Annotated in this window: 20 protein-coding genes and 2 rRNA genes (2 of these 22 running past the window's edge); 11 read left to right on the forward strand and 11 right to left on the reverse strand. The window is 45.7% G+C overall.

Annotation, left to right across the window (positions count from 1 at the left end; translation table 11 throughout):
• Together QWZ13_RS03470 and rrf are read left to right on the forward strand one after the other, a co-directional pair.
• Positions 1 to 2892 (forward strand): 23S ribosomal RNA (locus tag QWZ13_RS03470); it begins 110 nt to the left of the window's first position.
• A gap of 161 nt (positions 2893 to 3053) precedes the next feature.
• Positions 3054 to 3169 (forward strand): 5S ribosomal RNA (gene rrf, locus QWZ13_RS03475).
• A gap of 372 nt (positions 3170 to 3541) precedes the next feature.
• On the opposite strand, the gene QWZ13_RS03480 is transcribed toward rrf, so the two are convergent.
• On the reverse strand, positions 3542 to 3718 hold the full coding sequence (locus QWZ13_RS03480) for a hypothetical protein (RefSeq protein ID WP_290280550.1): 177 nt from the start codon (positions 3716 to 3718) through the stop codon (positions 3542 to 3544).
• Between the two features lie 11 nt (positions 3719 to 3729).
• Complete coding sequence (locus QWZ13_RS03485) at positions 3730 to 3900, reverse strand: hypothetical protein (protein WP_290280551.1); 171 nt, start codon at positions 3898 to 3900, stop codon at positions 3730 to 3732.
• 166 nt (positions 3901 to 4066) lie between these two features.
• On the opposite strand from QWZ13_RS03485, the gene QWZ13_RS03490 reads away from it, so the two are divergent.
• The 3 genes from QWZ13_RS03490 to QWZ13_RS03500 all read left to right on the forward strand — a co-directional run bounded on the left by QWZ13_RS03490 (position 4067) and on the right by QWZ13_RS03500 (position 5485).
• Positions 4067 to 4819: a hypothetical protein gene (locus QWZ13_RS03490; RefSeq protein ID WP_290280552.1), complete on the forward strand. Its 753-nt coding sequence runs from the start codon at positions 4067 to 4069 to the stop codon at positions 4817 to 4819.
• Positions 4812 to 5252, forward strand: coding sequence for a GNAT family N-acetyltransferase (locus QWZ13_RS03495; RefSeq protein WP_290280553.1), 441 nt, complete (start codon positions 4812 to 4814; stop codon positions 5250 to 5252). The genes QWZ13_RS03490 and QWZ13_RS03495 overlap by 8 nt, the downstream gene beginning before the upstream one ends.
• Before the next feature lie 74 nt (positions 5253 to 5326).
• Positions 5327 to 5485, forward strand: a complete 159-nt coding sequence (locus QWZ13_RS03500) for a hypothetical protein (protein WP_290280554.1) — start codon at positions 5327 to 5329, stop codon at positions 5483 to 5485.
• A gap of 6 nt (positions 5486 to 5491) precedes the next feature.
• Here QWZ13_RS03500 and QWZ13_RS03505 read toward each other — a convergent pair whose 3' ends face one another.
• The 8 genes from QWZ13_RS03505 to cmoA all read right to left on the reverse strand — a co-directional run bounded on the left by QWZ13_RS03505 (position 5492) and on the right by cmoA (position 15671).
• Positions 5492 to 6541 carry a LacI family DNA-binding transcriptional regulator gene (locus QWZ13_RS03505; protein ID WP_290280555.1) on the reverse strand — a complete coding sequence of 350 codons (1050 nt, stop codon included), beginning with the start codon at positions 6539 to 6541 and terminating at the stop codon, positions 5492 to 5494.
• 16 nt (positions 6542 to 6557) lie between these two features.
• The gene (locus QWZ13_RS03510; protein ID WP_290280556.1) at positions 6558 to 8165 is read right to left on the reverse strand and encodes an alpha-amylase family glycosyl hydrolase; all 1608 of its coding nucleotides are present in this window, start codon (positions 8163 to 8165) and stop codon (positions 6558 to 6560) included.
• 16 nt (positions 8166 to 8181) lie between these two features.
• Positions 8182 to 10074 (reverse strand): alpha-amylase family protein, encoded by a 1893-nt coding sequence (locus tag QWZ13_RS03515; RefSeq protein ID WP_290280557.1) that lies wholly within the window; start codon positions 10072 to 10074, stop codon positions 8182 to 8184.
• 76 nt (positions 10075 to 10150) lie between these two features.
• Positions 10151 to 11305 carry a carbohydrate ABC transporter permease gene (locus QWZ13_RS03520; RefSeq protein ID WP_290280558.1) on the reverse strand — a complete coding sequence of 385 codons (1155 nt, stop codon included), beginning with the start codon at positions 11303 to 11305 and terminating at the stop codon, positions 10151 to 10153.
• 9 nt (positions 11306 to 11314) lie between these two features.
• A complete protein-coding gene (locus QWZ13_RS03525; protein ID WP_290280559.1) occupies positions 11315 to 12319 on the reverse strand; it encodes a carbohydrate ABC transporter permease in 1005 nt (334 codons plus the stop codon).
• Positions 12320 to 12389: 70 nt separating this feature from the next.
• Positions 12390 to 13745 carry an ABC transporter substrate-binding protein gene (locus QWZ13_RS03530; RefSeq protein WP_290280560.1) on the reverse strand — a complete coding sequence of 452 codons (1356 nt, stop codon included), beginning with the start codon at positions 13743 to 13745 and terminating at the stop codon, positions 12390 to 12392.
• 193 nt (positions 13746 to 13938) lie between these two features.
• Positions 13939 to 14931 (reverse strand): tRNA 5-methoxyuridine(34)/uridine 5-oxyacetic acid(34) synthase CmoB, encoded by a 993-nt coding sequence (cmoB, locus tag QWZ13_RS03535; protein WP_290280561.1) that lies wholly within the window; start codon positions 14929 to 14931, stop codon positions 13939 to 13941.
• Positions 14928 to 15671, reverse strand: coding sequence for a carboxy-S-adenosyl-L-methionine synthase CmoA (cmoA, locus tag QWZ13_RS03540; protein ID WP_353958966.1), 744 nt, complete (start codon positions 15669 to 15671; stop codon positions 14928 to 14930). Before cmoA ends, cmoB begins: the two co-directional genes overlap by 4 nt.
• A gap of 97 nt (positions 15672 to 15768) precedes the next feature.
• Between cmoA and prfC the strand changes: the two genes are divergently transcribed.
• The 4 genes from prfC to rpsI all read left to right on the forward strand — a co-directional run bounded on the left by prfC (position 15769) and on the right by rpsI (position 18606).
• The gene (gene prfC / locus QWZ13_RS03545; protein WP_290280562.1) at positions 15769 to 17346 is read left to right on the forward strand and encodes a peptide chain release factor 3; all 1578 of its coding nucleotides are present in this window, start codon (positions 15769 to 15771) and stop codon (positions 17344 to 17346) included.
• A 9-nt stretch (positions 17347 to 17355) separates the two neighbouring features.
• The gene (locus QWZ13_RS03550) at positions 17356 to 17667 is read left to right on the forward strand and encodes a hypothetical protein (protein ID WP_215998913.1); all 312 of its coding nucleotides are present in this window, start codon (positions 17356 to 17358) and stop codon (positions 17665 to 17667) included.
• Between the two features lie 100 nt (positions 17668 to 17767).
• The gene (gene rplM, locus QWZ13_RS03555; protein WP_215998912.1) at positions 17768 to 18196 is read left to right on the forward strand and encodes a 50S ribosomal protein L13; all 429 of its coding nucleotides are present in this window, start codon (positions 17768 to 17770) and stop codon (positions 18194 to 18196) included.
• An 11-nt stretch (positions 18197 to 18207) separates the two neighbouring features.
• Positions 18208 to 18606 (forward strand): 30S ribosomal protein S9, encoded by a 399-nt coding sequence (gene rpsI / locus QWZ13_RS03560; RefSeq protein ID WP_215998911.1) that lies wholly within the window; start codon positions 18208 to 18210, stop codon positions 18604 to 18606.
• Here the strand turns inward: rpsI and QWZ13_RS03565 are convergent.
• Positions 18603 to 18725, reverse strand: coding sequence for a hypothetical protein (locus tag QWZ13_RS03565; RefSeq protein WP_290280563.1), 123 nt, complete (start codon positions 18723 to 18725; stop codon positions 18603 to 18605). The genes rpsI and QWZ13_RS03565 overlap by 4 nt on opposite strands.
• 76 nt (positions 18726 to 18801) lie before the next feature.
• On the opposite strand from QWZ13_RS03565, the gene petA reads away from it, so the two are divergent.
• Both petA and QWZ13_RS03575 read left to right on the forward strand, forming a co-directional pair.
• Entirely contained in the window at positions 18802 to 19389 is a 588-nt protein-coding gene (petA, locus tag QWZ13_RS03570) for a ubiquinol-cytochrome c reductase iron-sulfur subunit (protein WP_290280564.1), read from the forward strand.
• A gap of 2 nt (positions 19390 to 19391) precedes the next feature.
• On the forward strand, positions 19392 to 20000 hold the 5' portion of the coding sequence (locus QWZ13_RS03575; protein WP_215998909.1) for a cytochrome b. The gene runs 666 nt beyond the window's last position; only the first 609 of its 1275 coding nucleotides appear in the window; it begins with the start codon at positions 19392 to 19394; the stop codon falls past the right edge of the window.

A 20000-nucleotide genomic window follows, 5' to 3' on the forward strand; every position in this document is an offset into this window, starting at 1 on the left:
GATTTCCGAATGGGGGAACCCAGCTGTTATAAGACAGTTATCTCACACTGAATACATAGGTGTGAGAGGCAAACCCGGGGAACTGAAACATCTAAGTACCCGGAGGAAAAGAAATCAACCGAGATTCCCTAAGTAGCGGCGAGCGAACGGGGAGCAGCCCTTAAGCTGTGGGGACGTTAGTGGAAGCACCTGGGAAGGTGCGCCGTAGTGGGTGATAGCCCCGTACACGAAAACTAACCGCAGTGAAATCGAGTAGGTCGGGACACGAGAAATCTTGACTGAAAATGGGGGGACCATCCTCCAAGGCTAAATACTCCTGATTGACCGATAGTGAACCAGTACCGTGAGGGAAAGGCGAAAAGAACCCCTGTGAGGGGAGTGAAATAGATCCTGAAACCGTGTACGTACAAGCAGTGGGAGCCCCATCACTAAGTGACTTGGCAGGTCGTTTAGTATGATGGCTAAGCTTAGTAACATTGCCGAGCGACGCTCGGGAATGCAACCGTTTTTAAATAAGCGGGAGGTTACTTAGTGATGGGGTGACTGCGTACCTTTTGTATAATGGGTCAGCGACTTACATTTTGTGGCGAGGTTAACCGAATAGGGGAGCCGTAGGGAAACCGAGTCTTAACTGGGCGTCCAGTCGCAAGGTGTAGACCCGAAACCGAGTGATCTAGCCATGGGCAGGTTGAAGGTTGAGTAACATCAACTGGAGGACCGAACCGACTAACGTTGAAAAGTTAGCGGATGACCTGTGGCTGGGGGTGAAAGGCCAATCAAACTCGGAGATAGCTGGTTCTCCTCGAAATCTATTTAGGTAGAGCCTCGGATGAATACCACTGGGGGTAGAGCACTGTTAAGGCTAGGGGGTCATCCCGACTTACCAACCCTTTGCAAACTCCGAATACCAGTGAGTACTATCCGGGAGACACACGGCGGGTGCTAACGTCCGTCGTGGAAAGGGAAACAACCCAGACCGTCAGCTAAGGTCCCAAAGTTTTGGTTAAGTGGGAAACGATGTGGGAAGGCTCAGACAGCTAGGAGGTTGGCTTAGAAGCAGCCATCCTTTAAAGAAAGCGTAATAGCTCACTAGTCGAGTCGGCCTGCGCGGAAGATATAACGGGGCTCAAACCAAACACCGAAGCTACGGACTTGCGTTTAGGCGTGAGTGGTAGAGGAGCGTTCTGTAAGCGGATGAAGGTGAGTCGAGAGGCTTGCTGGACGTATCAGAAGTGCGAATGCTGACATGAGTAACGATAATGGGAGTGAAAAACTCCCACGCCGAAAGATCAAGGGTTCCTGTCCAACGTTAATCGGGGCAGGGTGAGTCGGCCCCTAAGGCGAGGCTGAGAAGCGTAGTCGATGGGAAACGGGTTAATATTCCCGTACTTGAGTGTAGTGCGAAGGGGGGACGGAGCAGGCTAGGTCATCCACGCGTTGGTTGTCGTGGTTCAAGCGTGTAGGCTGAGTGTTTAGGTAAATCCGGACGCTCGTGAAGGCTGAGACGTGATGACGGTGTCTCTACGGAGACCGAAGTGATTGATGCCATACTTCCAGGAAAAGCCTCTAAGCTCCAGCTACACTGAAACCGTACTCTAAACCGACACAGGTGATCAGGTAGAGAATACCAAGGCGCTTGAGAGAACTCGGGTGAAGGAACTAGGCAAAATGGTGCCGTAACTTCGGGAGAAGGCACGCTGCTGGCGGTGACGAGATTTACTCTCTGAGCTACTGGCAGTCGAAGATACCAGGCCCCTGCGACTGTTTACTTAAAACACAGCACTCTGCAAACACGAAAGTGGACGTATAGGGTGTGACACCTGCCCGGTGCCGGAAGGTTAATTGATGGGGTTAGCGTAAGCGAAGCTCTTGATCGAAGCCCCGGTAAACGGCGGCCGTAACTATAACGGTCCTAAGGTAGCGAAATTCCTTGTCGGGTAAGTTCCGACCTGCACGAATGGTGTAACGATGGGGGCGCTGTCTCCACCCGAGACTCAGTGAAATTGAAATCGCTGTTAAGATGCAGTGTATCCGCGGCTAGACGGAAAGACCCCGTGAACCTTTACTATAGCTTCACACTGGACTTTGAATGTATTTGTGTAGGATAGGTGGGAGGCTTTGAAGCAGCGACGCTAGTTGTTGTGGAGCCAACCTTGAAATACCACCCTGATACATTTGAGGTTCTAACGCAGGCCTCGAAACGAGGTTGCGGACCGTGTGTGGTGGGTAGTTTGACTGGGGCGGTCTCCTCCCAAAGAGTAACGGAGGAGTACGAAGGTGCGCTAAGCATGGTCGGAAATCATGCGGTTAGTATAATGGCAAAAGCGCGCTTGACTGCGAGACGGACAGGTCGAGCAGGTACGAAAGTAGGTCATAGTGATCCGGTGGTTCTGTATGGAAGGGCCATCGCTCAACGGATAAAAGGTACTCCGGGGATAACAGGCTGATACCGCCCAAGAGTTCACATCGACGGCGGTGTTTGGCACCTCGATGTCGGCTCATCACATCCTGGGGCTGAAGCCGGTCCCAAGGGTATGGCTGTTCGCCATTTAAAGTGGTACGCGAGCTGGGTTTAGAACGTCGTGAGACAGTTCGGTCCCTATCTGCCGTGGACGTTGGAAAATTGAGAAGAGCTGCTCCTAGTACGAGAGGACCGGAGTGGACGAACCGCTGGTGTTCGGGTTGTCATGCCAATGGCATTGCCCGGTAGCTACGTTCGGACGGGATAACCGCTGAAAGCATCTAAGCGGGAAGCCCCCTTCAAGATAAGTTTTCCCTGAGACTTTAAGTCTCCTGAAGGGCCCAGTAAGACTAACTGGTTGATAGGCAGGGTGTGTAAGCGTTGTGAGGCGTTGAGCTAACCTGTACTAATTGCCCGTGCGGCTTGGCCATATAACGCCAAAAGAGTTTTGATTGTTGATAGCTAACGTTTGAATACATCTGAATATATAAGAACTTTCTCAGCCTCGGCTAAGAAAGAGAGAGCTGTTCTAGTACCCAATTGCGTAAAGCGTGGTAGCGCATATACCACCACGAGTTACACAACCAGTTTGCTTGACGACCATAGAGCGTTGGAACCACCTGATCCCATACCGAACTCAGCAGTGAAACGACGTATCGCCGATGGTAGTGTGGGGTTTCCCCATGTGAGAGTAGGTCATCGTCAAGCGCCATATAAACCCAAGAACCCAGCCTAGTGCTGGGTTTTTTGGTTTATGGCATTTGAAAATAGAGACCTACTCTCGAGTAGGGTGATGAACGGTTGGCGAAGCCAAAGTGGCCTACCTTAACGGTAGGACGCTAGCGAAGAACGCACTGAGCTAGGCTCAGGGCCGGACCATCGTCAAGTCTGCCCGCAGCCCGGCCAAATAAACCCAAGAACCCAGCCTAGTGCTGGGTTTTTTGGTTTATGGCTTTTGAAAAAGGTTTAGGGCTGCGAGCTGCGAGCTGCGGGTCAGGTCAACAGATGGTGTTCATTGGCATGCTGCACCGCGGTGGCTGAATGGCTGCCCTCGGTCGCGGTGAATACGTCCTTGTACGCTTAAGTTCGCCATCCTTGGCTCACATACCCGAGGTCAACCACACAGCCACCACGGCTTGGGTCAGCTGAGAAACAAGGTATATGCACCAAATAACTTGTAGGAATCTTCGGAGCGTAGTGGAGAGATGACCATTGAGCTGCAAGTTTATAGCTGCAAGCTGCTAGCGAGACAAACACATTGCATCACCTTAAAAGGTCGCGTCTCCGCAGGCTTCGATCGCTCCTACGCAACATTGGATATGAAAGTGGCAACCTATTAAGCATTGAGGGTGTGGGTGGGTTGAGCGGGTATCTGAGCCATGGATGGCGAAGTTAAGCGGCGCAAGGATGCGCGAACAGCGACCACTCAAGCCATCCACACCCTCAAGGCGACCACCGCCTCCAAAAGCAACAAGCAGCAGTACTCAAAAACCGACCACTGGCACCTAAGGCGACAACCGGCACCCAACGAACAACTAGACAAAATAAATTGCCGATTCGAGGGCAATTATTGTTAAACTAACTTTTCTTATGTGAGGGTTATTTGTGACTGTTCAGGCTGATTGGAAAGACGATTATTTATCTGAAATGGGGGTTAACCGTTGGTATCCTCGAGTTCACCTTATCAATGCTTTGCCTACTACTCTTAGAGAAGCAAATGAGCCTACTGCAATTCATCAAGGCGTTAGTAACGAAGAAAACGATTATTCTAACGAATTATCGGTACTAGCTGCTCATGAAAAAGTTTCTAATGAAGTAACTAAAGAGACAGTACCTAAACCTAAACCTAATCAGACTAAGGGTGCGTCCGCTCAAAGCACTAATTCTCAAGTGGAGTCTGTTAAAGCTGAAACCGTTAAGTTTGGGTTGGCGGTGTATATAATTGGTGATTACATTGTCGCCAGTTCACTTGTGGCTAATCATGCCGAGTTACAAGATCAGGCTTGGCGTTTACTACAGAATATTTTGCGATCAATCGATAAAACAGAAGCAACCCTTGCTTACCACCACACTATTTTTTGGCCGTTTTTTCAAAATAAGAATGCTGACCAAAGTTTAGCGTCCGCAAAAGCTTATGTTGATGATTTTATAAATCATTTATCGGAAGAACATAAAACTAAGAAGATTATTGCATTAGGAGGCGTACTTCCGAAGCTTAAAGGCTGGGCACCATCCTCAGATACTTATAAACCTGAAGAGCACCTAGTATTACCTTCATTGTATAAAATGTTGCAAAACCCTTCTGAAAAAGCAAAAGCTTGGAAACTGATTAAGGCATCCCCTTTTTATAATGTTTAAACCGTTAACCGATCTTCAATTAGACGTCATTGCACAAGCCTGCGAACGTGACGCTGAAACATCGTTACATACATCTGTAATCAAAAGGTACGCTGATCAAAATAAGGTTAATGGTTATTTTGTAAAGAGTCACCTTATTGGTTTTATCATTGAAGAGGTTATAGAGCCTGAAGCCGAACTTATCCAACTCTTTATCCTTTCCGAGTATCGCGGAAGTGGATTCGGAGCTCAGGCGCTAAACGCATGGGTTTCCTCATTGGTTGATCGTAAATTAACCAAAGTGTTTTTAGAAGTAAGAGAGGGTAATGAACCTGCCATTAAGCTTTATCAGAATCTGGGTTTTAAAACTGTCGGTCGACGAAAAAATTATTACCAATTAAACCTCGGTACATTTGATGCACTCTTAATGGATAAAAGCCTAACGTCACAATGAGTCTCATGACTTCTGCCTCTTTCATGCTCAAACGCTATTGAATAAACTGTCTTTACGTTAAAAAGGAGAAAGGTATGAGATCGGTACAGTATGAAGTAGTTCGAAACGGTGTGTCATTTGGTTCTGTCTTAGCGATAACGATGTCATGGTCTGCAAACAATTCAATTTTGTGGGCAATTTTCCATGGACTGATCAGTTGGTTCTACGTTATCTATTTTGCACTGTTTAAGTAGCTAATATTAGCTAGTTTCTCGAATTTTTAATTCAGTCGGCAGCACTATGCTGTCATAGTTTTCTGGGTTCAAAACCATCTTGGCTGCTAGCCGGCCTTTTTCTAAGCTTGGTTGGTAAACCGTTGTCACTTCAGGATGGTTAACACTGGCCGCAGGTGTGTCATCAAAACCGACAATACTGAGCTCTTGTGGAACATGAAGACCCATTTCACGTGCAACCGACAGAGCAGCTAAAGCTAAATTGTCCGACATACACAACAGAGCGGTTGGTCTGGGTGAGACCGATAAAGCACACCGAGCCGCCTTTACCCCTTCATCCCAAGAGCTCTTAGAGGTGTCCCAAATATAATCGAACCCTATTGGACGATTGGCTTCTTTAGAGGCATCTAAGTAAGCATTTAATCTTTGGCGAGAGATTGAGTAATTTGGGTCGTATAAATCGGTCGCGTTAATACGCTCTCCATCGGCATCTTTTGATAACCTTAAACCAATAACCGCCACAGGACCTGAAGTAGTCTCAAAGACATGGTTGGCCGCAGCCTTTGCGCCGCCATAATTATCAATATTGAGCGAAAGATGGTTCTCTAAATTGAAATCTACAGAAATAATAGGTTTATGCTGCCTTTCAATTCTATCCAGCAATGGCAGGTCTTTTGGTGGACCATAAATAATGTAACGATCAGGAATTGATTCCAAGGAAGTCTTTTTGTAAAACTCCTCTCTGCCTGGCATCAGCAACATATTAACGCGAGCATCATCGAGTATTTGTGAAACCCCTTCTAGAAACTCGATCGCACAAGGGTCAGAAAAGTTATAGGCTAGCTTTTCGGCTAACATAATTCCAACAACCCCGGTAGACCCTGTTCTTAAGCTTCGAGCCGCTGGGTTTGGGCCGTGATAACCAATACGTTCACATTCATCTAATATTTTGTTGCGTAAAACCGAAGACAACTGGTCAGGACGATTAAAAGCATTCGAAACAGTCGCCGTTGATACGCCCAAAATACTGGCTACAGATTTAACTGTAAGTTTTTTCTTGGGCGGCTTTGGCGACATAGCATTTCTCGATAGTTTAATTAGTTTTCCAAACGGTACACTGATAAGGCTTAAAACTACTTTCTAGTTCATGCGTAGACCAAGCAAGTTGCGCGTTATCAACAACGGGTGCCTTTAAGCTATTTTCAGAAAAATTAATAGCGATAATCAAGCGTTCACCGTCTTTGGCTCGCTCAAAGAATAACATATCCTCAGGCGAATCTAACCAATTAATACTGCCCGAGTTCAATGCGTCAAACTGCTTTCGCCAAGCCAGAAACTGAGACGTAAATGTAAGCATTGAATGCTCGTCATTTGTTTGTTCAGAAACAGCTAATGCCTGATGTTTTTGCTCGGCAGGAAGCCATTGTATGCTTTTAGGTGACCCAAAACCTAAGTCTTTGTTATTCTCCCAAGCCATAGGTGTTCTGCATCCATCCCTACCTTTGAATACTGGCCAAAACTCTATCCCAAATGGGTCGACAATTTTGTCGAAGGGTACTTCCGCTTCAGGGAGCCCCAGCTCTTCCCCTTGGTAAAGACAAGGCGTGCCACGTTGAGTTAATAGAAAAACGAGCATGGCTCTGGTTTTATCGGCTACAAATTTGCTGTCTTGGGTCCAGCGACTCGCACTGCGCACGACATCATGATTGCTCAAAGCAAAACAAGGCCAACCATCCTGTAGGGAATCTTCTATGCGCTTCATTGTGTGTTTTAAATAGGGTGCGTCGCATCGCTCATTGAGCAATTCGAAGGTATAGGCCATGTGTAACTTATCACCGCCACTGGTGTATTGAGCCATGTAGGTTAAACCATCAGGCGCACCAATTTCGCCGACCGTTGTAGAGCCAGGGTACTGGTCAAGTAAATTTCTAAGTCTCTTTAAAAATTCTAAGTTATCGTCTCTACACATTTGGTGAATGTGGTATTGCTTTGAGAAAGGGTTGTTTGGATCTACGCCAACAAATTGTTTTTCTGGGCTGTCGGCAATTCCGTTATCGGTAAGTGCTTCATCATGGAAGTACATATTAACCACATCTAATCGGAAGCCATCTACGCCTAAATCTAACCAAAACTTCGCGGTTGATAGGATGGCATCTTGAACTTCTACACTATGGAAATTCAAGTCAGGCTGGCTAGTAAGAAAGTTATGTAAAAAATACTGCTGCCTTTGCGTATCCCATTGCCAAGCTGAACCACCAAAAAGTGATAGCCAATTGTTAGGGGGCGTGCCATCTGGTTTTGCATCAGCCCAAACATACCAGTCTGCTTTTGGGTTTGATTTGTTTTTTCGGCTCTCTTTAAACCATTCATGTTGATCAGATGTGTGACTATACACCTGATCAATAATGATTTTTAAGCCAAGATCGTGCGCTTTTTTAACCAACGCTTTAAAGTCGTCGATAGTCCCAAAGATAGGGTCAACATCACAGTAATCGGATACGTCATAACCAAAATCTTTCATGGGTGATTTAAAAAAAGGTGATAACCAAATTGCGTCAACATTAAGACTGGCAATGTAATCCAGTTTACTGGTGATGCCGGCAATGTCACCAATACCATCTTGGTTAGAATCCTTATAGCTGCGCGGATAGATTTGATAAATGACAGCGCCTTTCCACCAAGTAATATTGTTATCGATCATAACTGTGTCCTATTCATTAATTATGCTGGTTTACGAGCCAGTAGATGTCGTATGGGTTAATAGTTGAAACATTTGTAGTGAAAATTTTTTTCCCGAGTAAGTCCCTGTAACATGAAGTAATCCCTAGGGACTCCCGTTGTTCGTTCGTTAATTGAATACTGTGTTCGGAGAAGTTTGCAACGACGATGACTCGATCTAATTCTTGCGAGCGATGAAATATAAAAAGATTTTCGTGAAGAAGCGGCTCGATGTTTAACTCACCGTGACCGAAAACTGAGTGTTCTGCACGTATTTCTATTTGCTGTTTAATGGCATTGAAAACAGTATGCTCTAAGGTGCCTTCCAGTTGCCGTTTCTTAGCATTTTTTTCACCAAAGGCTACACGATGCACCCAACGGCTATCGTTAGCTTTATCGGAGTGTTGCGAATAACTGAAGTCATTTAATGTGGCTAATTCATCGCCTAAATAGAGCAATGGAACCCCTTTAAACGCCATAATAACGCCATGAAGCATTATGATGCGCTTTACCGATAAATCGTCGATATTTGTATTAGAGTCTACGCCTGTGAGAGAGGCTAAGGTTCCAGATATTCTGCAATCGCCGTTCTCGGGGTTATATTGAAAAGGAACCCCCTTTGCAAAGCTGCCTTCAAATTTTCCGGTATAAAAATTATTCAAAAACTGACGATGATCAAAAGGGTTAATGCCACGTTGCCACGCATCGTGATCAGCAAAAGCCCAGCCAATATCATCGTGGCAACGCAAGTAATTTACCCAGCGGGTGTGGCTAGGCAGATCTGTACGGTGCTGAGTTCCTTCAATTAACAGCTGAGTTTGTCTTGTAGCGAGTGCTTCCCACAATAACGCCATCAGATTAGGGTTGTACGAAAGTGAACATTCATCTTCTGAAATGTATTTCACTACTTCATCGGGCGCTACAATGGCTTCTGACTTTAAGACGACGGATGGCGCGGCCATGTTGAGAAAAGCGTTAAATGCTTTGACTAGGGTGTGCGCTTTATTCAAATTTTCGCAACTTGTTCCAGGCTCTTTCCATGTAAATGCTAAGGCATCTAAGCGCACCACATCGGCACCAAGCTCTACAATTTTTAAGAGTTCTTGCGACATTAGGGTAAAGACGTCTGGATTAGAATAATTTAAATCCCATTGATAACTATTAAAAGTGGTCCAAACTTCTGCATGTAACTCAGCATTATAAGTAAAGCATCCGCGCCGTTTATCAGGGAAAATATCGCGTAAATGGGTTGAGTATTGCTCTATATCTTGTTTGTTTTCGAATACCCAAAACAGTCGTTTGGCTCGTTCGTCTCCTTGTTTCGCTTTGATAGCCCATTGATGTTGATCTGATACATGGTTAAATACAAAATCGAGAACGAGTTTAATGTTGCTCTTGATAAAGAGCGATTTCACTCTTTTAAGGTCTTCATTCGTGCCCAGTTCGGGATTCACTTGACCAAAATCTTTAACAGCATAACCGCCATCACTATCTCCAGCTGGTACCTCAAATAACGGCATCAGATGTAAGTAAGTGACTCCCAGCTCTTCGAGGTAGGCTATTCGATTTTCCAAGCCAGAGATATTTTCAGCAAACAAATCTACATAGGCCGAAGCGCCTACACAGTCAGATGACTCAAACCAATTCGCATGGGGCCTATTGAACGCGGGTTGGTCTAGCCAAAAGCGCGCCGCAATATTGCTGCACCTTTCTAAGAAGTAGTAGAAGTCCCATTGATCATCGTAGAGTGACGCTAGCTGATTAAAAAACGCAGGGAATGAGTCTTTAAAATGCAATCTAAACGCTTGCCAGCGATCATCGGAATGCTCCGATTGATAACGGTCTGTTAGACTATTTAATATACGCTCGTAAGCAGACGTTAATTTATGCATAGAAAGTTGACTGTCGGGCATTTCTATTGGATTCCAAGAATAAGGAGTAGCTCAGGCATGTGCCTGAGCTTAGGTGTTAACCACCTTTGACCGAGCCCGCTAACAGGCCGCGAACAAAGTAGCGTTGCATGGATAAGAAAATGATGATCGGCACCACAATTGAAATGAATGCCCCACTGGTTAAAATTTCCCAATTGTCACCGCGAGAACCTAACAGCTCAATTAATTGTTGTGTCATAACTGTTTTATCTTCACCCTGACCTAAAAACACGGCCGCGACGAGTAGATCATTCCAAGTCCATAAGAATTGGAAAATCGCGAATGAAGCTAGAGCTGGCATAGATAACGGCAATATCATTTTCATGAAAATTTGAAAATGCGTTGCACCATCCATATAAGCGGATTCAATGATGTCTCTTGGTAAACTGGCCATATAATTACGTAATAAGAAAATCGCCAATGGCAGCCCAAAACCTGTATGGGCCAACCATATGGTCACATAAGATTTAGAAGGCACATCAAAGGTTCGACCGATCGCTGCAAACACTTGCAAAACCGGGATTAAACTCATTTGTAGTGGTACGACGATAAGACCTATGATCATCGCTAAAAAAACAAATCGCCCTTTAAATTCCATCCAAGCAAGCGCGTAAGCGGCAAAGGCGGCGATTAAAATTGGAATAAAGGTAGCCGGTAACGTGACAGTAAAGGTATTAATAAAGGCTCGGCCAACACCTTCTGATTGCAACACCTCACGGTAATTGTCAAAGGTAAATCTCGGGGGTGATTTGGCTGAGTAGAACACTCGAGGTCCGCGAGTGTGTGTGAACGCTTCTTCTGAAGTCCACACGATAGTGCCATCAGAGGCCACGGTGATTGTTGAATTATCACCAAACTCAGTCGGTTGATCAGGCTTGTTGTTTTCCAACTCATCAGCACGAGGCCCCCATGTGCCTACGACACTGTTATTGTCTGCATCAAATAATTGGCTTCTAATTTCATACAAGCCGTTATTAAAGACTTGCTCGTTTGCCTTTGGTAAGCGGTGAACATCGGCTTGGGTTGTACTGGTTAATGCCGACCACCAACCGGTAGAGCTTAACTGATCCTTATCTCTCACAGAGCTGACCAGTAAACCGAGCGTAGGCAGTGTCCAAAGTAACACCAGTACAAAGACCATGCTATGTTTCAGAGTTTTTGCGACAACAGATTGCTGTAATTCAAGTGACATGTGTAGCTCCTATTGTGCGCTGTTGCGTGCAGTGCGAATGTTGTAAATCAGGACAGGCAAAACGGCGACCATCAGTATTACAGCAACGGTGCTGGCGGTTCCTGAGTTGGCGTTGCGAAACATTTCGTTATACATCAAGTTAGCCAACACCTGTGTTCCCCATTGACCGTTTGTCATGGCATATACAATATCGAAAACTTTCAATACAAGAATGGTAATGGTCGTCCAGACCACGACAATTGTCGGCCAAATTTGCGGGATAACTATTTTAAAGAACACCTGCAACGGGCTTGCACCGTCCATTGTAGAAGCCTCGATGGTGTCTTCAGGCACCCCTCGAATAGCAGCACCCAAGATAACCATTGCGAAGCCCGTTTGAATCCAGACTAAAATAATCATCAAAAAGAAGTTGTTCCAGAACAAGGTAGAAATGAGCGCTCTAGGCTCTCCTCCAAACGCCATAATGATGGCATTGAGCAAACCAATTTGTTCAGCATCCGGTCCTCGGAAGTCGTATACAAATTTCCATATAATGGACGCACCAACAAATGAGATGGCCATTGGTAAAAATATGAGCGTTCTAGCCAGTTTGCCCCACCAAATATTGTCTGTAAGGTAGGCAATAACAAGACCAAAAGCAGTAGCTAAGGTAGGGACAATCAGTAGCCAAAGAATATTGTTTCTAATTGAGACGTGGAACCCTTCGTTTTTAAACGCCCAAATATAATTGGCTATTCCAACAAAATCGTCTCCCTCTCTATCCATAAACGAAAGCTGGAGTGAACGCAGTACGGGGTACACTAAAAAGAAGGCTAAGAACAGCAATGCAGGTCCGATAAAAATCCACGGACGGATGGCTTCTCTTAAGCGATCTCGTTTTATTTGTTGTGTCGGCGTTAAGCCTGAGCTGGATAAAAATTTATCTATAAAAACATTAAGCCCAACGTAAAATAAAATACTGCCACCGATGGCAAACGTTATGGCGATCAACGCTGAAATAATTTGAGGTAACACAGGCCACTCCTTTTAACGGTTAAAGCAATTAAAAATGCCGCCTCGAATGAGGCGGCCAAGTGGTGCGCTGTTACTTCAGTTCTTTCCAGCTCTTCTCAATGCTGTCGGCAACGTCTTGCGCACTGTCACCGCTGACAAAGTCAACCATTCCTGTCCAGAATGAACCCGCACCAATTGCGCCAGGCATCAAGTCTGAGCCATCAAAACGGAAGGTCGTCGCATTGAGTAAAATATCGCCCAGTGCTTTTTGAGTATCAGATGCATACAGTGCCGTATTCACCTTCGTGTTTGCCGTTAGGAAGTTACCTTTTTCCATCCACAACTCATGCGCCAATGGCGATAGTAAGTAATCCAAAACCGCTTCTGTTGCTTTGTTAGACTTAGTGATACCCGCTACAGTGCCGGCACCTAAAACAGGTTTGCCTAAATCTTTCGAGGCGTAAGCAGGGAAATAGAAGAAATCGGCATCTTCACCTACCACCGTGCCTTCTGGGAAGAATGCAGGAATGAAGCTGGCTTGACGGTGCATAAAGCATTTAGCCGGTACCGAGAATAAATCTTTTGGGCTGTCTCGGAAATCGGTCGTGCCAACGGCTGAAGCACCGCCTGAAACGTAATCATCGTTCTTAGCAAACTGACCAAAAGTTTCGATGGCGTTTACAACTTTAGGATCGTTGAATGGGATTTCGTGGTTAACCCATTGATCGTAAACGGCAGGAGATTGGGTACGCAACATGATGTCTTCTACCCAGTCAGTAGCAGGCCAACCGGTTGCCGCACCTGAACCTAGACCAATACACCAAGGCTTTTTACCGTCTTTTACCATTTGATCCGATAAGGCAATGAGCTCTTCCATCGTTTCAGGAACGTCATAGCCATTGTCCTCGAAGTTGTCAGGCGAGTACCAAACTAAGCTTTTTACGTCTGCGCGATAGAATACGCCGTAAAAATCTTCCTTGCCTGCTTTGTTCTCATAGGTAGCAAGATCGATCCAGCTTTGACCCGCCGCATAGGTGTCTAAAACTTGTTGCTTGATTGAATTGGACACTGGCGTTAAGTAGCCTCGCGAAGCCATGTCGGCGGCTAAGCCTGGTTGAGGGAAAAATGCGATGTTAGGCGGTGTGCCGGCTTGAGCATCAATCAGAATTTGCTGTTCAAAGCTATCCGACCCGTTGTATTTCACGGTTGCGCCAGTGGCTTGTTCAAATGGCTCAAATACACGGCGTAAGTAGTCGTCTTCTGGGGCTAACCATGGGCCTGTCACCGTTACAGTGACGCCTGAAAAGTCTAATTTATCGAATTTAGCGAGAGAGTCCCAGCTGTATTCGCCTGTTCCACGAGTAGGAGCAGATTCAGCGGCCAAGGCAGAAGTTGCCATTGCAGCAGCAACAGCCGTTGCTAATGCGGCTTTTTTCAATGTTTTCATAATTTAGATACCTAATGTTTGTTTTTATTTTCCGTCGTCAGCGGTTGGGTGATCAAACCACACTGCTATCTTAATCGTTTAAGTTGTAGAATCTCAATAGCGCTTTTAGAACCAATAGTCATTTAAATAAAGCTTATTATTCCTTTGCTTAAACGATTAAGTCGTTCCGCTTGCTTGAGAAAGGCGCTGGCAGTTAGTCTAGGTGGTATCGCTTCAGACGTTGGTTCTCTGGTTTTGTGGCGACTAGCGTTGCTCGAATAGGTGCGGGATGCCCTTCAATGGTCAGCTGGTGGTTATTTGGGTCTAAGTAATTCTCTAAACTTTGACCAGGCTTCCAGTCAGAAGGGCGCTGCTCTTCAGGTGTTGTAATGGTCTGATCAACAATTTTGATTTCAACGAAACCCATTTTATCGAGCCAGCTGGCAAGCGTATCGGCCGTCGGTAAGAACCACACATTGTTCATTCGCGCGTAACGACCTATAGGCACAAGTGATTCGTTTGGGCCACCTGGAATGACGATAGTTTCAAGTACCAGTTCACCGCCAGGTCGTATTGCGCCTTTCAGCTCGTTTATGTGATCCAGCGGGGAGCGCCGATGATACAGAACGCCCATAGAGAATACGGTGTCGAATAACTCTAAATTAGGTGTCAAACTTTCTAGGGTGAACGGTAAAACGGTGTGACTAGGGTCTGCAATGTATTTGTTTACGGCAAGATGCTGCACAACGGAAAGCCACGATGGGTCGATACCGGCAACCGTGCGAGCCCCTGCCGCCTTCATGCGCCAGCCATAATAACCATTGCCACTGCCCACATCGAGTATGTGCCGACCATTAAGATCGCTAACATGGGGGGCTACGCGTTGCCATTTCATGTTGCATTGCCATTCTGAATCTATAGCCACATCAAATAAATCAAACGGTCCTTTGCGCCAGGGTATTAAGTTCTTTAATTGAGTGCGCAAAGCTTCGGTGTCTGAGATATCGCCGGTGGCCGTCACAATATCCGATAGACTTACTTTGGTCGTATTAGCTTCTGGCAAGGCATCAACATAGCTCAATAAACGCGGCAAGTTGCCATCTTTTAATGTGCGCCATAGGTCTTCGAGTTGTGTCTCAAGTGGGGCTTGCCAAGGTTCTAACGCCGTGTCGCTAAGATGGTTTAAGAAAGAAGAGTAATCTATCATTTGATCGCTATAAAAGAGGCAAAGTTAAAAGATTGGAACCACTGACTTACGGTTTTAAAGCCGGCGTGTGTTAGTCGATCGATGTGGGCTTGAGCGGTCTCGGGAAGAAGCACTCGCTCTATAGCTTGACGTTTCTGGCTGATTTCTAGGTCGCTATAGCCATTAGCGCGCTTAAAATCATGATGATGATCGACCAATAGCTGGTTTAGTCGAGTATCTTCCATGGTGAGTTTCTCAGAAAGCACCAAAGCGCCACCGGGCTTCATTCCATCGTATATTTTTTGAATGGTTGCTGCGCGTTTTTCTACAGCAATAAACTGCAAGGTGAAATTTAATACCGCGAAGCTGCAGTTTTCGATTGGTAACTCTGAGATATCTGCGCATACTGTTTTAACCGGCACAGGGGAGTCTTCAGTATCCAGATAGTCGGCGCTGCGCTTTAACATGGCCTCTGAATTATCAACAGCGTAAATCATGACCCCTGGAGCGCTGACCCTATGCCTCATTGACATGGTGGCCGCACCAAGTGAACAGCCAAGATCGTATATTCTAGAATGTTCGGTTGCGTACTGTTCTGCCAAAATGCCAATGCACCCAATAATATGACTGTAGCCAGGAACCGAGCGTTTGATCATATCGGGGAAGACAGAAGCCACTTGATCGTCAAAGCGGAAGTCGCTTAAGTTTGCATGTGGCGAAGCATAGATGTTATCGGTTTCTTGGCTCATAAATAGAAGCAATCGCTTAATAAAACGCGCATTGTACCTTGAGCGGTCGAAAAAATAACCCAGACAGGTATAATGCGCGCCCAGATTTTATTAATTTATAGAGAAACCCATGTCCACCATTGCTGACGAAGTCGAAAATCGGCGTACGTTTGCCATCATCTCCCACCCAGATGCCGGTAAAACGACTATTACAGAAAAAGTACTTTTATTTGGACAAGCCATTCAGCAGGCCGGCACCGTTAAAGGTAAGAAATCCGGCCAGCACGCTAAGTCCGATTGGATGGAAATGGAGAAAGAGCGTGGTATCTCTATTACCACCTCAGTTATGCAGTTTCCGTATGCCGGTAAGTTGGTGAACTTACTGGATACACCAGGACACGAAGACTTCTCTGAAGATACGTACCGTACTTTAACGGCCGTTGATTCGTGTTTAATGGTGATCGACTCAGCCAAAGGTGTCGAAGACAGAACCATTAAGCTAATGGACGTAGCGCGCATGCGTGAAACGCCCATCGTAACCTTTATGAACAAACTCGATCGAGATACCCGAGACCCGTTTGATTTAATGGATGAAGTCGAAAGCGTTCTTAAAATGGATTGCGCACCGATTACTTGGCCCATTGGCATGGGTAAAGAATTCAAAGGCATTTATCACCTGCTAAAAGATGAAGTGGTGCTGTACCAAAGCGGTATGGGGCACACCATTCAAGAAAGTCGTGTGATAAAAGGGATTAATAACCCTGAGCTAGACGACGTCATCAGTGAATATGCTGAAGAGCTTCGCGAGCAGGTTGAATTGCTCGAAGCTGGTAATTCATTTGATAAACAGGCGTTCTTAGACGGTAAGTTAACACCAGTATACTTTGGCACGGCCTTAGGAAACTTTGGTGTTGATCATATACTTGATGGGCTGGTGGAGTGGGCGCCAGCGCCTATGTCACGTGAAACCACCACACGAACCGTTGAGTCGAAAGAGGAAGCGCTGACCGGTTTTATATTTAAAATTCAGGCCAATATGGATCCAAATCATCGCGACCGAGTTGCCTTTATGCGCATCGTATCGGGTAAATATGAAAAAGGCATGAAAATGCGCCACGTGCGCGTGGGTAAAGATGTTCGTATTTCCGACGCTCTCACTTTTGTCGCAGGTGACCGCTCTAAAGTAGAAGAAGCGTACCCTGGTGATATCATCGGGCTGCACAATCACGGCACCATCCAGATTGGTGATACCTTCACGCAAGGCGAAGAGCTGAAGTTTTCAGGTATTCCAAACTTCGCTCCTGAGCTGTTTCGACGTATTCGTCTCAAAGATCCATTAAAGTTAAAGCAATTGCAGAAAGGCTTAATGCAGTTGTCTGAAGAAGGGGCTGTGCAGGTGTTTCGGCCGTTGCGAAACAACGACCTGATTGTAGGGGCTGTGGGTACCTTGCAGTTTGATGTCGTCGCGCATCGGTTAAAAGCCGAGTATAAGGTCGATGCTGTCTATGAGCCGATCAGTGTTGCGACCGCTCGTTGGGTTGAATGTGACAACGCGACAACGCTGCAGGCATTTAGAAACAAGGCTTATGATAACTTGGCGTTAGATGGCTCTGATAACTTAGCCTACGTTGCACCAACCATGGTTAACTTACAAATGACGCAGGAGCGTCACCCAGATGTAAGATTCCGTGAAACTAGAGAGCACTAAGGGGGTATTATGTTGCTGTATGTATTGATCATGTTGGCAATGACAGCAGGCGCAACAACTCTTTGCTTTCGATTTCTAAACAATAAGCTGGCGCTTCAGGATATATCTATATATGATGCGCGCGGATTTTATATGGTCGCGATGGTGTTTGTTACCTTCGTTTTGACCAGTTTGGCATATTTTTGGGGTGATGTTCGCTTCGCTAATGAAACCACTGAAATCAGTGGGGCCATTATTGGCGTGTTGATCGCTCTATTAGGCTGTTTAGTCGGTTTGGGGTATGGCCTGACTAAACTGAAGGAAGTTGATTCTCGTAAGTGATTAAAAAATGACTTGCGTTGGGCGTATCTATTCTGTAGGATTCGCGCCCTCAAATTGGATTAACTTCCCCTGAGCCCCCCACTTTTCTAGGCGGAGTTAAATGAAAACATTTGTAGCAAAACCAGCTGAAGTTAAGCGCGACTGGTACGTAGTCGACGCTGAAGGGCAAACACTAGGACGTTTAGCGACTGAAATCGCTCGTCGTCTTCGTGGTAAGCATAAAGCGGAGTTCACTCCTCACGTTGATACTGGCGATTATATCGTTGTTATTAATGCGGAGAAGGTGCATGTCACAGGCCGTAAGGTTAAAGACAAGCAGTACTACCGTCATACTGGTTACCCAGGTGGCTTGAAGTCAATGAGCTTCGAGAAGCTGATCGCCCATAAAGGCGAAAGCCCAATTGAATTAGCCGTAAAAGGTATGATTCCACGTACACCGCTTGGCCGTGCCATGTTGAAGAAGCTGAAGGTCTATGTTGGAACTGAACATCCACATACAGCCCAACAGCCCAAAGAACTTAAGATTTAATGGGGAATAACATGACAGCAGCAACTCAACAGAACTACGGTACTGGTCGTCGTAAGACGTCAAAGGCACGTGTATTTTTGCGTCCTGGTAAAGGTGACATTGTCATCAACAAGCGTACTATCGAAGAATACTTCGGTCGTGAAACATCTCGCATGATCGTTCGTCAGCCATTAGATTTGGTTGAAATGGGCGACAAGTTTGACCTTTACATCACTGTTGCAGGTGGTGGTTCTAACGGCCAGGCCGGTGCGATTCGTCACGGCATTACTCGAGCATTGATCGAGTATGATGAGAATCTTCGCAAGCCACTACGTGATGCAGGTTTCGTAACCCGTGATGCACGTATGGTAGAGCGTAAGAAAGTTGGTCTACGTAAAGCACGTCGTAAGCCACAGTTCTCTAAGCGTTAATTTATACGTATTTTCAAAAACCCGGTTATTGCCGGGTTTTTTTTCATCTGTAATAAAGTGAAGATCAGGGTGAATGAGTGTTCAACTTTAGGACGAGTTTTAAAAGCTTTTCTTGTCACACCCCGCGAATTTCTTTAGTATTCCGAGCATTTTCGTAAATGCTGAAAGTATTTCTTTCGTTAGAGGGCAATAATAATGACACAAGACGGCGTAAATAAAGGTCGACGCCGGTTCCTCTACATTGCTACAGGTGCCGTTGGCGCTGTGGGAGCAGTGGGAGTAGCCACACCGTTTGTTAAATCTTGGTTTCCGAGTGAAAAGGCGAAAGCCGTGGGCGCTCCAGTTTCCGTCGATATTAGTAGTATCGAAGCGGGTGAAATGCGCATTGTAGAATGGCGCGGTAAGCCAGTGTTTGTCGTTCGGAGAACGCCAGAGATGATTGAGACGCTGAAAAGCGCTGATCTCAAATCTCGCTTAAGCGATCCAGAATCCGATGTCGAGCAGCAACCTGAATTTGCTAAAAACGACACTCGCAGCCTTTCTGAAGAATTATTGGTGATCGAAGGCGTATGTACTCACCTTGGTTGTTCGCCTAAGTTCAATCCAGAAGTAGAGCCTCAAGCCTACGATTCTAACTGGCAAGGTGGTTTCTTCTGTCCTTGTCATGGTTCTCGATTCGATCTTTCAGGTCGTGTGTTCTCAGGTGTTCCTGCGCCAACGAATATGGTGATTCCGCCTCATAAGATTGAAGGTGCTATTCTGACTGTGGGTGAGGTGGCTTAATTATGAACTCTTTAAAAGATCACGTTAAAATAGTAAGTATTCGTAACAGTGCTTTTATGCGCTGGATCGATAAGCGTTTACCCGTTTCAAATGCTTACGAAAAGCACATGTCGCAATATTTTGCGCCAAAGAACTTTAACTTTTGGTATGTGTTTGGCTTGTTAGCCATGGTTATCTTCGTCAACCAAATCCTAACCGGTATTTGGCTAACCATGTCTTACGTCCCAAGTGCAGAAGAAGCATTTAATTCAGTTGAATACATCATGCGTGATGTTGAAATGGGCTGGCTACTTCGCTATATGCATTCCACGGGTGCCTCTTTCTTCTTCTTAACGGTTTACTTGCATATGTTCCGCGGCGTGCTGTATGGCTCTTACCAGAAGCCTCGCGAGCTTATTTGGGTATTCGGTATGTTTGTATACCTCATCATGATGGCAGAAGGTTTCATGGGCTATGTATTGCCTTGGGGTCAAACTTCTTTCTGGGGTGCGCAGGTAATTATTTCTCTATTCGGTGCGATTCCTGTCATTGGTGATGGCCTAACGGAGTGGATTCGAGGCGATTTCTTAATATCAGGTATTACGTTAAACCGATTCTTTGCATTGCATGTG

The sequence above is a fragment of the Reinekea marina genome, assembly GCF_030409715.1.
Taxonomy (GTDB): domain Bacteria; phylum Pseudomonadota; class Gammaproteobacteria; order Pseudomonadales; family Natronospirillaceae; genus Reinekea; species Reinekea marina.

Excerpts from the sequence above, each read along its gene's own strand:
- prfC (WP_290280562.1), top strand. The coding sequence starts at position 15,769 with ATGTCCACCATTGCTGACGAAGTCGAAAATCGGCGTACGTTTGCCATC.
- QWZ13_RS03500 (WP_290280554.1), top strand. The coding sequence starts at position 5,327 with ATGAGATCGGTACAGTATGAAGTAGTTCGAAACGGTGTGTCATTTGGT.
- QWZ13_RS03510 (WP_290280556.1), bottom strand. The coding sequence starts at position 8,165 with ATGATCGATAACAATATTACTTGGTGGAAAGGCGCTGTCATTTATCAA.
- QWZ13_RS03495 (WP_290280553.1), top strand. The coding sequence starts at position 4,812 with ATGTTTAAACCGTTAACCGATCTTCAATTAGACGTCATTGCACAAGCC.
- QWZ13_RS03515 (WP_290280557.1), bottom strand. The coding sequence starts at position 10,074 with ATGCATAAATTAACGTCTGCTTACGAGCGTATATTAAATAGTCTAACA.
- QWZ13_RS03520 (WP_290280558.1), bottom strand. The coding sequence starts at position 11,305 with ATGTCACTTGAATTACAGCAATCTGTTGTCGCAAAAACTCTGAAACAT.
- rpsI (WP_215998911.1), top strand. The coding sequence starts at position 18,208 with ATGACAGCAGCAACTCAACAGAACTACGGTACTGGTCGTCGTAAGACG.
- QWZ13_RS03530 (WP_290280560.1), bottom strand. The coding sequence starts at position 13,745 with ATGAAAACATTGAAAAAAGCCGCATTAGCAACGGCTGTTGCTGCTGCA.
- QWZ13_RS03505 (WP_290280555.1), bottom strand. The coding sequence starts at position 6,541 with ATGTCGCCAAAGCCGCCCAAGAAAAAACTTACAGTTAAATCTGTAGCC.
- QWZ13_RS03550 (WP_215998913.1), top strand. The coding sequence starts at position 17,356 with ATGTTGCTGTATGTATTGATCATGTTGGCAATGACAGCAGGCGCAACA.
- petA (WP_290280564.1), top strand. The coding sequence starts at position 18,802 with ATGACACAAGACGGCGTAAATAAAGGTCGACGCCGGTTCCTCTACATT.
- cmoB (WP_290280561.1), bottom strand. The coding sequence starts at position 14,931 with ATGATAGATTACTCTTCTTTCTTAAACCATCTTAGCGACACGGCGTTA.
- rplM (WP_215998912.1), top strand. The coding sequence starts at position 17,768 with ATGAAAACATTTGTAGCAAAACCAGCTGAAGTTAAGCGCGACTGGTAC.